General features: G+C 53.9%; 14 protein-coding genes, 1 tRNA gene and 1 pseudogene. 6 read left to right on the top strand and 10 right to left on the bottom strand.

The window, feature by feature from the left end; all coding sequences use genetic code 11:
- Nucleotides 1–72: 72 nt before the first annotated feature.
- From KV190_RS08255 to KV190_RS08300, 10 genes and pseudogenes are all read right to left on the bottom strand, one after another.
- Nucleotides 73–324, bottom strand: a pseudogene (locus KV190_RS08255) (Fic/DOC family N-terminal domain-containing protein); the annotation flags it as partial.
- A 98-nt stretch (nt 325–422) separates the two neighbouring features.
- The gene (locus KV190_RS08260; RefSeq protein ID WP_460192765.1) at nt 423–878 is read right to left on the bottom strand and encodes an NUDIX domain-containing protein; all 456 of its coding nucleotides are present in this window, start codon (nt 876–878) and stop codon (nt 423–425) included.
- Nucleotides 875–1,345 (bottom strand): thioredoxin-dependent thiol peroxidase, encoded by a 471-nt coding sequence (bcp, locus tag KV190_RS08265; protein WP_460192766.1) that lies wholly within the window; start codon nt 1,343–1,345, stop codon nt 875–877. Before bcp ends, KV190_RS08260 begins: the two co-directional genes overlap by 4 nt.
- A gap of 80 nt (nt 1,346–1,425) precedes the next feature.
- Nucleotides 1,426–2,550, bottom strand: coding sequence for a zinc metalloprotease (locus KV190_RS08270; protein ID WP_460192767.1), 1,125 nt, complete (start codon nt 2,548–2,550; stop codon nt 1,426–1,428).
- A 3-nt stretch (nt 2,551–2,553) separates the two neighbouring features.
- Nucleotides 2,554–3,852: a hypothetical protein gene (locus tag KV190_RS08275; protein ID WP_460192769.1), complete on the bottom strand. Its 1,299-nt coding sequence runs from the start codon at nt 3,850–3,852 to the stop codon at nt 2,554–2,556.
- Nucleotides 3,853–3,982: 130 nt separating this feature from the next.
- The gene (locus KV190_RS08280) at nt 3,983–4,576 is read right to left on the bottom strand and encodes a peroxiredoxin (protein WP_149820771.1); all 594 of its coding nucleotides are present in this window, start codon (nt 4,574–4,576) and stop codon (nt 3,983–3,985) included.
- Nucleotides 4,577–4,671: 95 nt separating this feature from the next.
- Nucleotides 4,672–5,517, bottom strand: coding sequence for an amino acid ABC transporter permease (locus KV190_RS08285; RefSeq protein WP_460192770.1), 846 nt, complete (start codon nt 5,515–5,517; stop codon nt 4,672–4,674).
- Between the two features lie 32 nt (nt 5,518–5,549).
- Nucleotides 5,550–6,344 (bottom strand): TlyA family RNA methyltransferase, encoded by a 795-nt coding sequence (locus tag KV190_RS08290; protein ID WP_460192772.1) that lies wholly within the window; start codon nt 6,342–6,344, stop codon nt 5,550–5,552.
- On the bottom strand, nt 6,341–7,963 hold the full coding sequence (locus tag KV190_RS08295; protein WP_460192774.1) for an ABC transporter substrate-binding protein: 1,623 nt from the start codon (nt 7,961–7,963) through the stop codon (nt 6,341–6,343). Before KV190_RS08295 ends, KV190_RS08290 begins: the two co-directional genes overlap by 4 nt.
- Nucleotides 7,964–7,977: 14 nt before the next feature.
- A tRNA-His gene (locus KV190_RS08300) sits at nt 7,978–8,050 on the bottom strand.
- A gap of 46 nt (nt 8,051–8,096) precedes the next feature.
- Here KV190_RS08300 and KV190_RS08305 point away from each other — a divergent pair.
- The 6 genes from KV190_RS08305 to KV190_RS08330 all read left to right on the top strand — a co-directional run bounded on the left by KV190_RS08305 (nt 8,097) and on the right by KV190_RS08330 (nt 12,768).
- Nucleotides 8,097–8,480 (top strand): DUF4359 domain-containing protein, encoded by a 384-nt coding sequence (locus KV190_RS08305; protein ID WP_460192776.1) that lies wholly within the window; start codon nt 8,097–8,099, stop codon nt 8,478–8,480.
- Between the two features lie 30 nt (nt 8,481–8,510).
- Nucleotides 8,511–8,852 (top strand): hypothetical protein, encoded by a 342-nt coding sequence (locus KV190_RS08310; protein ID WP_460192778.1) that lies wholly within the window; start codon nt 8,511–8,513, stop codon nt 8,850–8,852.
- Nucleotides 8,846–9,100, top strand: coding sequence for a hypothetical protein (locus KV190_RS08315; protein ID WP_460192780.1), 255 nt, complete (start codon nt 8,846–8,848; stop codon nt 9,098–9,100). Before KV190_RS08310 ends, KV190_RS08315 begins: the two co-directional genes overlap by 7 nt.
- Nucleotides 9,101–9,128: 28 nt before the next feature.
- Nucleotides 9,129–9,521 carry a hypothetical protein gene (locus KV190_RS08320; protein ID WP_460192781.1) on the top strand — a complete coding sequence of 131 codons (393 nt, stop codon included), beginning with the start codon at nt 9,129–9,131 and terminating at the stop codon, nt 9,519–9,521.
- An 84-nt stretch (nt 9,522–9,605) separates the two neighbouring features.
- On the top strand, nt 9,606–12,200 hold the full coding sequence (locus KV190_RS08325; protein WP_460192783.1) for an AAA-like domain-containing protein: 2,595 nt from the start codon (nt 9,606–9,608) through the stop codon (nt 12,198–12,200).
- A gap of 145 nt (nt 12,201–12,345) precedes the next feature.
- Nucleotides 12,346–12,768, top strand: coding sequence for an ATP-binding protein (locus tag KV190_RS08330; protein WP_149820788.1), 423 nt, complete (start codon nt 12,346–12,348; stop codon nt 12,766–12,768).
- Nucleotides 12,769–12,781 lie beyond the last annotated feature (13 nt).

Below are 12,781 nucleotides of genomic sequence, written 5' to 3' on the forward strand. Positions count from 1 at the left end.
TCCTATGTACAACGGTACCCAATGATTCTTTATCGGTTCTATGGGGTGGGCGTCTCCTCACGATGAGATAAGTGTACCCTCAATTTGAGAGGAAAGAACGGCTTCTCTGCGCACATAGGAGTACAAAAAAAGATCAGGATCAGGTAAAAGTAGGCTGATGCTGTCCAATCGCCCCAACGCTAAGGTTGCCCGTTCTAGCAACTGCTGACGAGAAGCGTCTAGCTCCAGTGCAGGCTTGGGGGGTAGGGGGAAGGGAATAAAAGCTTGTACCTGCTCCCCGGCTACTTGGGTTGTTGCATACTGTCCTGTTAGCCCACGCCGCATAGTTGGTTGGCTTATTTGTGTTTTGTTAAATAAGCCTAGGCTCTATTAAACGAAAGTGTCATATCGTTAAATAAGACTTAACAATCTGGCTTTGGTGTTCATGTCAATCCTAGATGTCCACTCAAATAGTCCTGTAACTGTTGGGCATGGTCGTGGGCTAGATCGGCTAAGGGGAGGTCACTTAGGGGAAAGGCTTGTACTGCACGCACTTCCTTGACATCCAAAACCTGCGGCTCACCGACAACGCGGGCAGCGATCGCGATACACACGGCATGGACACGGGGATCTCGCTTCGGGTCAGAGTAAACCCCCACTAGGCCTTCAAAGCTCTTGAGGCGCAACCCTGTTTCTTCCGCCAGTTCGCGGGCACCTGTATCGAGAATCGTTTCTCCCCAGTCCATCATGCCCCCCGGCAGTGACCATTGGCCGGTATCGCGGCGTTGGATCAAAATCAAGCGATCGCCCGCTGTCAAGGCAATCACCGACACCGCCACAAAGGGATGCCGCCAAAATCGCTTTAGGAAAAAACGGACAACTCGCCAAAACCCGTTCACGCTTGCAGCCGCTCCAGATCCGCCAGCACTTGTGCCACATGGGCATCGGGCTTCACCCGCCGATAAATAGCCGCAATTTTGCCCGTGGGATCGATGAGAAACGTATCCCGATAAACACCGAGGTATTCCTTGCCCATGAACTTTTTCGGGCCATAGCTGCCGTAGGCTTGGGCAACGCTGGTGTCCACATCTGCCAGCAGACGAAAGGGCAAGTTAAGCTTTTGCTGAAATTTGGCGTGGGAGGCAACACTATCGGGGCTAATGCCGAGGATAACGACGTTGCGATCGCCCAAAGTGGCACTGACATCGCGGTAGGCACAAGCTTCTTTAGTGCAGCCGGGGGTATTGTCACGGGGATAAAAGTAGAGAATCACCCACTGGCCTTGAAAGTCAGCCAAGCGCACCGGCTCACCCGTAGCATCCGCCAGTTCAAAGGGGGGGGCGATCGCCCCAACGGTCAGGGACATTTCTGAGCAATTTCCAATGGTTGGCCATATCTATCTTCCCCCAGTTTGGTTCCTGCGGTGGTGGCCAAGGGGCGTAGCCTTCAACCCTCAGAGATGAAGAGGCGAATGAACAGGTACAGCATGAGCTGGCGATAACGATAGAGCAGGAAGGCGATCGCCGGTGTCAGAACGACGAAAAAGCCATAGAGGCCAACCACCGTTGCTAAATCAGTGTGCAGAAAATCGCGAGCCAAGCGAACAAAATCGTGATCAATGCCCCCTTTACCCATCAGGTACATCTCCCGAAACATGGGATTAAACTGCAACTGCCAAGCAAAGCGCATATTAAAAAACACAATGAAAAACCCCACCATCCCGTAGAGGGGACGTTCAATCGGGTAGCGGCAGCCCCAACCACTGAGGGCACGGTAGAGAAAAATGACGGCAAAAATGAGTTCAAAGCCATGCCCCATCGCCACAAAGAGCATTTCATGGACAGGACTAAAGGCCACAAGGGTATAAAGCAGCGTAAAGACCGCAAGGCAAATCAGGGTCAGCCGATTGTGACGGTAGAAATAGGCCAAGGCGAGCAATCCCGTATAAATGAGCAGGACAAGGCCGCCTGCGCGATCGCCATGGAGCGTGACGCCACCACCGTAGCGAAAATCAAAGGCGGGAACCGCGGGATAGCCAAAGAGCCACGCCATCACTGCATGACCCATTTCGTGGACAAGGGTAATCAGCGGACTGAGCAAAAACGTCACCTGCTCTGACGCAAGGAGAAGGAGCGATAGACCCAACCCCGCCGCGATCACTTGCCAATCTTTGGGGCTAAGGGGTTGGACAGGAATGCCAAACTCTTCCTTGCGAGGAGGAGAAGGGACGGGGAGAGTCTGACGTAGATGCTCCCCCTTGGCAAGGCGTTGTAGCTCATGGCGACTGGTGAGATCAAGCACCTCTTCCCAGAGTTCATGGCTGTCTTGGCAGGCTGTGATCAGGATGCTGCTGTGGGCATAGCTTGGCCAGTGGATCAGTTCGCGAGCGAGTAGCGTGAGCACAATTGCAGCCGGAACACTTGTTGGACACTGGAGGCGCAACAAGAGACATTCACGCCGCTGGTTTACGGTCACTGCAATTCCCTTAGGGGCAAGCGCCGCTTCTAGGAGGGCTTGAATGGCCTCGAGATCTCCTGTGGCAGCCGCTGGGCGTCGAGCGGAGGGGGTCATGATCTACTCTGATTCCAGTCGGCGTAACCATTCGCGATCGATGGCTTCCGATTGGGCAAGTTCCTGCTCCACTAAATCCTGATCTGAGCGATAGATGACATCCTGTTCACGGATTTGCCACTGCTGGGCATAGGCTTGAGCCGCCCGTAATTTGGCACGCAACTGCGGTGTGGGATTGGCTAGGATATTAGCGTAGTGGTAACGGCGGGCATTGCGATCGCGAATGCGTTGATTTTGCCACAGTAACCAGTAGTACCGCCCCAAGGGAATGCCCAAAAAGCCAATGCCATAGCCCAGCAAAATCCAAAAGATCGAGGCCACAAAGGCCACGAGACCCCCCAGTTCTTGGGCGATCGCCCCATCCCCCAAGAGGTACCAGAGCATCAGCGCCCCGATCAGATTGACACAGCCCAAGCCAATAGCCACCATAATTTGCCACGCGGGTGCCCGACTAAAGCGCCAGCGGTACTCTTCCAAGATGGGGGGCAGCGTCTGCCGTTGCCCTTTGGGAGTTTGAGCCGTCGTTTGTAACTCAGGAAAGCGATAGATAATCTGCCCTGTCTCCGTGACTTCGGGGCGACCATTAAAGTGGGTGAGCACCGGCAGCATATACCACTCATCGTCCCCCGGATCGGTTTCTAGATCGAGATAGGGGGCAATTTGCTCTGCGGTGACCGCCCCGCCATTGTTGCGGATTACTTGGCCAATGAGTTGCCAGCGGCGTTCTTCGAGGTCGGCATTGGGATTACCATCGCCAAAGAGGAAGGAATAGACCCCCTCAAAGAAGTTCATTTCCTCGCCATTGTCCTGTGACCGAGGGCGCGATCGCTGGGGAGAGGGATCGCCAAAGAAATACCAAAAGTCGGGAAAGACCCAAAAATTGATGCCACCGCCCCCCCAAGAGCTGCCTTGGCCGCGATCGTCACCGTCTCGCCCTTGACTGGAAAGGGCAATCAAAATGATGGCGATCGCCAGAAAAATCAGAACTATCGAAACAATGAGAAAAATGCCAAAGGAAATGCGAATCAGATAGAAAACAACACCCCAAACCCGCTGCGCCACCGCCCGTAGCCGCAGTTGCCAGTATTTTGCTTGCAGGATACTGCGAAAATTTCTCGGGAAGACGTAGGCAATATCCCCGCTTTCGGCCACTTGCAGTGTTCCACCAACATCGGCAGCCAAGGCCATTAATCCTTTTTCAGCCGTTTGCAGCGGTAATCCCACCGTACCCGCCACATCCCCTGCGGTAACTCGGTACCCCAGTGTTTCTACAGCTTGCATTAGGCGGCGATCGACCGTCATGTTTGCCTCCCTATTCGGCAAAAGGCCTCCTCTCTCACCCTAACGTTTTCCCACGGGTCTTGGCGAGACAAAAAAGAACCCACCCCAAGGGCAGGTTCGGCGCACGGATCAGTCTGAGAAAGAGGGGCAATTAGCCCACCGCTTCAAAATAGACTTTGGATTTGACAGGGTCAGGGTTCATCGTTTTGTCGCCGGGTTGCCAGCCAGCGGGGCAGACTTCGTCGGGGTGAGCTTGGACATATTGGATAGCTTGCAGCACCCGCAGGGTCTCATCAACGCTGCGGCCAAAGGCCAAGTTATTGATCGTTGCGTGTTGGATAATCCCTTCTTTGTCAATGATGAAGAGACCGCGCAGTGCCACCCCTTCCTCGGTCAGCACATTGTAGGCGGTGCTGATTTCTTTTTTCAGGTCAGACACCAAGGGATATTTGAGATCGCCGACACCGCCAGCTTTGCGATCGGTTTGCGTCCAAGCCAAGTGGGAGAACTGGCTATCCACAGACACGCCAAGGATTTCGGTGTTCAGTTTGGCGAATTCATCGTAGCGATCGCTAAAGGCGACAATTTCCGTGGGGCAGACAAACGTGAAGTCCAAAGGATAGAAGAACAAAACAACGTACTTACCGCGATAGTCCGAGAGCTTGACGGTTTTGAACTCTTGGTCATAAACAGCAACCGCTTCAAAATCCGGGGCGGGCTGACCAACACGCAGACAGTCAGACATAGAAAACCTCGTACTCCTAACTACGACAGGTTGAATAGGGCTGTTCACATTTTTTAACAGCTATGCTTACTATATCATACTCATAACGGTTTTGATTATGAAATAGCTGATCGCTGCCACCGTCGCTCAAGGAAGCGGGAGAGCCGTGACAGAGGGAAACAGAGGGCAAAGTAGAACATCGCACCCAAGACGTAGACAAAGAGCTTCCGCTGCGGATCGGTAATGGGATTGGCAAAGGTGCTCGTCATGTTTTGCAATTCGGGCACACCAATCACCACCAACAGAGCGCAGTCCTGCATCAGCGTAATGAAGTTATTGGTAAAGGGGGGCAGGATAATCAAAATGGCTTGGGGCAGAATAATCCGCCATAGGGTTTGCCGACCCGAGAGGCCAAGGCTGAGGCTGGCTTCTGTTTGTCCCTTGGGAACCCCCTCTAGGCCACTGCGAAAGACTTCACTCAAATAGGCACCATAGTTAAAGCCCAAGCCAAGAATGCCGTAGAAAATGTAGTTAAAAAGCGGCGACACCAAGCGGTTGCTTTGCAGCACGGTCATGACATCAAAGGCAATTTGCCGAGGATCAAACCCCAATTGACTCAAGAGGCCACCAATGCCAAAACCCCACACCAGCAGTTGCACCAAGGTCGGGGTACCGCGCACAAATTCAATGTAAACTGTACTCAGCCAGCGCAATGGCGGCACAGGATGCAACCTCGCCCAGGTGGCGATCGCCCCCAAGATCACCGCCAAGAGCAAACTAAAGACTGAGATCAAAAACGTCGTAATTGCCGCCTGAAGGAGAAACGGCGCGTACAGTATCAACGTCTCCCGAAAGTAATAGAGATAGCCACAAAAGGCAAGAATGCCCAGTCCTAGGCACACCAAAAAGAGGCTATTGAGCCATTTTGCCCAAGGGGGAATAAACGGTGCCACTTGCTGCATTCTCGAAAAGCCGTCATTTTTGTCAGGATTTGTCAGGATGATGATACCATCTTGCTTTCTAGGGAAGCATGTTCCACAGCACGACAGGAAAAATAGGCGAGGAACTCTTGATTGCCCGCAGGCCCCAAAATCGGCGAGGGAGTCACACCGTGGCACTGCCACCCCAACGCTTCGGCGGCTGCAATCACCTGATCTACCGCTTCTTGACGTGCCTTGGCATCGCGCACCACACCATGTTTGCCGAGGCGATCGCGCCCCACTTCAAATTGCGGCTTAATTAAGGCAATTAGCTCTCGCGGCGGCAGCAGTAATTCCCATAGGGCGGGTAAAACTTTAGTCAGGGAAATAAAAGAGACATCCACTACCCCCAGATCGGGGCGGAGCGCATCGTCAGTGTAGAGATCAACGGGGGTGAGATAGCGCAGGTTGGTGCGTTCCCTGAGGATAACGCGGGGGTCTTGGCGCAGTTTCCAATCCACTTGGCCATAGCCAACATCAATGCCATAGACCAATTTGGCGCCCGCTTGCAGCAGACAATCCGTAAAGCCGCCTGTGGAAATACCGCCATCTAAACACACGCGATCGCGCACCACCACAGGAAAGACCCCTAGGGCATGGGCAAGTTTTTCACCCCCCCGCGAAACATAGGCAGATTTTGCCTTCACCTGAATCGTGGCATCCACCGCCACCAGCGTGCCTGGCTTATCAATGGGGACATGGTTCACCTGCACTTCCCCAGCGCGAATCCAACGTTGTGCCTGTTGGCGGCTCTCACACAGATGCCGCTCCACAAGAAGACTATCCAAGCGTTGCTTGCGGGGACTCATTGTTCTTTTGGCGCTTTCTGCAGAGGGGCAAAGGCAAAGAGCTGGTTGACATCAAGGGCTAACCCACGCAACTGGGGTTGGGCAAAGAGGGTGGTTTCACTCTGCCACAGGGGCAAAAAGGCCACAGCCTCGGCATTGAGTTCCTGAAGCTGACGCAAGAGTATCCCACGGCGTTGGGGATTGGCCTCACGGCGACTAGCAACAATGAGGTCGTTGGCCTCAGGACTGTAGAAAAAGGATCCCCACGCCGCACTAGCACCCCTTTCACAGCCTGTTTCCAGAGAACCGCGATCGCAACTCAGGAAAGGTTCAAGGTAGTTATCGGCATCGTAAAAATCACCGTACCAGTCGAGCAAAACCAAAGGATACGCGCCACTTTCTAAATTGCGGTAGATGGTGGCGGAGTCGGCGCTGTCCAATTGCACTTGAACGCGATCGCCCAGATCCCGCTCTAGGGAAGCTTTAAGAACTGTTGCTGCCAGCACATTACTGGGAACATTGGCACGGTACCAAAGGTTGACCACCAAGGGTTGCTGCGGTGAAATGGTCGTGTTCTGCAACCAGTGGTCTATTTGGCTCGAATCGCCGTCTCCATAGCGATCGCGAAAAATCGGTTCACTCACAGGAAATAAACTCGGCACCAGCGAGTACAGAGGTTCTGCTTCCCCCAAAAAGACCCGTTCCGCGAGGCGTTGACGATTGACACTGGCCGCCAAAACCTGCCGCGCTGCCAATTGATCCCAAGGGGGTTGGCGCAAATTAATGCTTAAGACGGTGACAGCGTTGCCTGCCCCGGTAATGACTTGCCAGTGCTTTGTTGCCGCTTGAGCCTTGAGGGCACGAATTTGATTGGGATCGAGCGCACCGATCGCCACATCGACAGCCCCTGTGCGGAAGGCATTGTAGAGATTGGCACTACTGGAGAAGATTTGCAAGCGGATCCCAGCATTGTCGGGTTTGGTGCCCCAATAGTCAGCAAAGGGTTCAAGGCGCACCCCATCCGTACTGTAGGCGGCTAAACGGTAAGGACCAGTGCCCACAAATTGCGTCGGCAAGAAGCGATCGCCCGCTGCACCATAGGCTGTCGGAGAAACGGCACACAGACCACTAAAGGCCAACAAATGGGGAAAAGCCACAAAGGGTTCCTTGAGGCGAATTTCCAGCACGTCCTCAGCGATCGCCTGAATTTCTTTAACGCGCCCGGCCAAGAGGGACGCGGGTTGGCCCCCACTATTCATAAATCGCTCAAGGGAAAAGGCCATGGCGGCTGCATTAAACGGCGTACCATCGTGGAAGCGAACCCCCCGTCGCAGGGGAATGCGGTAGGTGAGGCCATCCTCACTCACTTCAGGTAGAGCTGTGGCCAGTTGAGGAATAAGGTCTTTGCCTTCGTAGCTATAGAGGCGATCGCCCAAATTCAACAGCAGCAGTCCCGCTAAATTTTCGTAGGCATCAGCGGGGTCTAGGGTGCGCAGGCGAGCCGTGGTACCAATGACAATACTGTCATCCCCTTGGCGAGGCCCATCACCGCCACAGGCAACCAGCAGCAGGCTCAACAACAGTACAAGACATCCCCACAGTAGCCGTCGTGTCACGGATACACCCGCTCGGTACATCATCCACTAGAATAAAGGGCGAGCGATGGGACTCGAACCCACGAATGGTGGAACCACAATCCACTGCCTTAACCACTTGGCTACGCTCGCCATGCTTCCTAAGCTAGTCTTCTAGCATAGCATAAAGAACTCTCCTATGAAAGTGCCTCTCCTTGCCCAAGTCATGGCACGCCCTCTCTGGTGGGGGGGTGGCGCCTTCTTGCTCTTGGGGATTATTGCGGCCTGTGTCACCAATCCCACCCCTGCTGACTATCAACGCCGTGCCGCAGGAGAAATAAACACCTTCCTTTTGACTCAGGTGTGCCCAGAGATCATCAACCGCGATAGCGCGATCGCCATGGTGGCTTTGGAAGTCTGCGATCAACTGGAATCCAGCCCAGCAGAAGACATTGAACGCTACATCGCCTACAACACCCAATCCTATAATCTTGGCGTTGCCACCCTCTTTGTCACCGAACTGCCAATTCAAACCGTCTGGAGCCTTGGCCTCTTTGGTCAAATTATTCCGCTAACGCTATAAAGCCCCCTTTCCCCCAGTGGCAGGTGCAAAATGCAAGAATCCATCGCCCAAGATGTCCATCTGGTTCTTTGGGGAAATGCTGTCCTAGGGGCAATTGCTGCCAATGAATGCTCAAGGGAGAAATTGGAGTTCTCCCAACCCGTGACGTTTCTTGATCTGCGCAAAGAGGATTCCTCGTGGCGGGAAATTCCCTATGCCCCTGACCCTGTGACTTGGTTGGAACGCCTGCGGGGGGAGGGGGCTGAAGCTTTGCAGTTATTCTACGAAGCCTCCCAGAATCCAGAGATTCTCGATCGCATAGCGGTTGTCTTTCCCGGCGGCGGTGGCCACTGGTTAGTTGAGGTGGTTTTGACCTTGCCCGACAAATGCTGAGCAGCCGTGGTTCACTTACTGAGGAGGAAACGCCTTGGCCAGTGAGTCGCTTAGCCGAAATTTGCCAACAACTCCTGAGTGCTGTAAAGGTGGCTTGGGTCTTTGGCGGCATGGGGTCGTGGAATGATCTCACCTTTAGTGGTGACAGCCAAACGGAATACGAAACTCTATCGGATGCCCTCTATCAGTTACTGAATACTGCCATTGTTGTCGCTGTTAATTCCAGCGCGATCGCCCCCGTTTCCTGAACCTCATCGTTGTACAGGGAGTATTTTGATGGCCTCTAATCGTTCACTCCTGTTGCTGCTATTGTTCCTCCTCCTTGGGGCGCTAGGGTTGACCTTGATTGCCCATTGGCGGCGCATCTCCCTCTGGAGCTATTGGGCTGTCCCCTTGGGAGCTATCCTGCCTTGGCTAGTGGTCACTGCGCTGCTCCTTTTTAGGATTAGCTTCATCCAAGATGCCGATACCAAACAGGCAGCAATCATGACCGCCCTCTTTCCGATCCTAGGGAGTATGGGCTGTTTCCTGCTGAGCCTTCTGATCAGTCTATTTATTGATCCTGCGGTAACGACAACGAGTCGTTTTATCTCGTCCTTTGTAATTTCTGGGGGTGCAGGGCTGGTTTTTCTATCTCCTGTGTTGTACGCCGTCTTTACCGCTGAATAGCCGCTGGGAACACTGTCATGGTGGAGCAGGGAAGGGCTGTGCCAAGATATATCAACGAGGAGAAGCCGGTGAAAGACAATTATCATGATTGGGAAAACCCTTGGCGGGCGCTATAAACTGATTCGAGTCTTGGGGGCTGGGAACTTTGGCCAAACGTTTCTTGCTGAGGATGTTCATCGCCCCATTCGTGCCAAGTGTGTGGTTAAGTACCTGCGCCCTGCCCGTACGGATGCGGCGTTTCTCCCTTTGGCGCGATCGCTCTTTCAGCGGGAGGCACAAATTCTAGAGCGGCTGGGCAGTCACGAGCAAATCCCCCGCCTCCTTGCCTACTTTGAGGAGGACAACGAGTTTTACCTTGTCCAAGACTTCATTGAGGGCCAAGTCCTACGGCAGGAATTGTTGCCGGGCTGTGCGTGGTCGGAAGCACAGGTGATTGAGTTGCTCCAAGATGCCCTTGGCATTCTGGCCTTTGTGCATCAATGTGGTGTCATCCACCGCGATATTAAACCCGACAACTTGATTCGTCGCCAATCGGATCACCGCTTGGTACTGATTGATTTTGGTGCTGTGAAGGAAATGGGGGTCTCCATTGGCGGCGGTACCTTGGTGGGAGAGACGAGTCCGCAGACGATCGCCATTGGCACACCAGGGTATATGGCACCCGAGCAAGCCCAAGGTCGTCCGCGTCCGGCCAGTGACCTCTATGCCTTGGGGATGGTGGCTGTACAGGCATTGACGGGGTTGAGCCCCCTGCAACTCACCCAAGACCCCTACGGCTGTTGGTGTTGGCAAGCTGCTGAACGAGTGAGCGATCGCCTAGTGCAGTTTGTCAATAAGCTGATTCATCCTTCCCCCTACGAGCGCTTTGCCACGGCTACCGATGCCCTTGCCAGCCTGCAACAGGTGGAGGTGCCCAAATCCTTTTGGTTTCGGCTTGGCAAATTTCTCAAAACTCCCGTTCAAGACCTCTGGCGATCGCCAAAGGCAGGTGTGGGTGCTTCTCCAGTGCCGCCCAGTCCGCTACCCCCTGTTTCCACACTGCCGCCGCAAGTCACCGAACCCAAACCAGTGTCCTCTCCACCGGCAGCCACCGCCGCCCTTCCCAACCAAGGTCGCCATATTTTTATCAGTCACTCCAGTGACGGCACCGATTTGCAGTTGGCCAGTGCGCTCCAAGAGGTGTTGCAAAAAGCGGGCCACCAACCCTTTATGGCCAGCCAAAGTATCCGCCTTGGTGAGGCATGGGCACAGCGGATTGATCAGGAGCTAAAGCGGTGTGATTTCTTTGTTCTGTTGCTGTCACAAACGGCGGCTCAAAGTGAAATGGTGCTTGAGGAAGTCCGCACCGTCAAACAGTTGCAAGCCCAACGGGGCGATCGCCGTCCCTTTATCTTGCCTGTGCGGGTCAATTTTCCGCTGGATATGCCCTTGAACTATGAGTTGCGCGGCTACCTGCATCGGCTACAACAGCGCTTCTGGCGATCGCCAGCGGACACCGACACCCTGCTGCAAGAGATTCTCGACTTGGTAAATGCAACGACAGCTCCTGTGGCTACCAGTAGCGATGCCGCCCAAGAAACCATTGCTGAACCCGCTCAAACGGGCACATTGGTCGGTGATGGTGCCCCGGTTCCTGTGGCTGAGCCAGAACTCCCAGAAGGGCAAGTGGAAGTGGCCTCGGCGTTTTACATTGAGCGGCCCCCCATTGAGCAGCGCTGTCGCGAAACCCTCTTGCAACCCGGCTCCCTGATTCGCATCAAAGCCCCCCGCCAAATGGGCAAAACCTCACTGATGGCACGGCTCCTCTACCGCGCGACCCAAGAGGGCTATGGCACTGTTCCCCTCAGTTTCCAACTGGCAGATGCCCAAGTCTTCAGTGATTTAGAAAAACTATTGCGCTGGCTCTGTGCCAGTGTCGGGCGGCGATTAGGGCTAGAAAACCGCCTCAATGAGTATTGGGATGACATTTTTGGCAGTAAATACAACTGCACCACCTATTTTGAGGAGTATCTCTTACCCAATTGCCAAAAACCGGGGACGCAATTTGAGAGTCGCCCCCTTGTCCTCGGCCTAGACGAAGTGGATCGGGTGTTTGAATATCCGGAAGTGGCCAGTGACTTCTTTGGCCTGTTGCGGGCATGGCATGAAGAGGGCAAAAACCGCGATATTTGGCGCAACCTCCGTCTAATTGTGGTTCATGGCACCGAGGTCTATATTCCCCTAGACATTAATCAGTCCCCCTTTAACGTTGGCTTAGCCATTGATCTGCCGGAATTCAACCAAGAACAAATTGCTGAGTTGTGTCGCCTCCACGGCCTGAGTCTGTCAGAGGAGCAGCTTCAACACCTTCAGCACCTGGTGGGTGGTCATCCCTATCTGATTCGTCTGAGCCTCTATCACCTCGCCCGCCAAGACCTGACATGGCAGGAGCTAATGAGCAATGCGGCCTCAGAAACGGGGTTATATCGCGATCACCTGCGGCGACAGTGGTGGCATCTCCAGCAGCAGGAAGACCTCGTGCCTGCCTTTAGGGAGATTCTGCAAGCAGACAACGGCAGTGTGGTTGATAGCACCGTTGGCTTTAAGCTCCACAGTTTGGGACTGATTACCTTAGAGGGGAATTTAGCTAAGGTGCGCTGTGATCTTTACCGCCGCTATTTTGGCGATCGCCTGCACTAATGGACTGAACCATTGGCAGGACAGGCAGCGGTTGTGCGAGCAACAACTCCCTTGCTAAGCTAAAGGTAGAGGGGTTCGGTTATCCGCCAATGACTCTCACCAGTCTCGGATCTGTATCCCGCTGCCCAGTTATCCTTCACGGGTTATGCCGTCTATGACGTTAATGTACGTTGCGCCTCAGTGGCAAACCCTAGCATTTCCCTCGACACTTTTTCTCCAACCTATCCTAGAGATTCTACTCAGTGATCTTCCCCCCCAGTACAAAGATGAAATTAGGCTAGGCCTCCAAGAAGCCCTCGTTAATGCGGCTCGCCACGGCAATCAACTCAACCCTGAAAAGCTGGTGTCTGTCCGTTATACCTTTTCTCCTGATCAATGCTGGTGGGTGATTACGGATCAGGGAGACGGTTTCTCCCCCCCCAGTAATGTTTCTGAGACCGCTGATGAGTTATTGCCCGCCGCCGACTGTGAATGTGGTCGGGGCTTATTTTTGATCTATGCCATCTTTGATGAGGTCTATTGGAATCCCAAAGGAACTGAATTAAGCCTGTGTAAGTACCTCACCTGAGCAGCTCACGAAC

It is taken from the genome of Thermosynechococcus sp. FA-CM-4201, assembly GCF_054689355.1.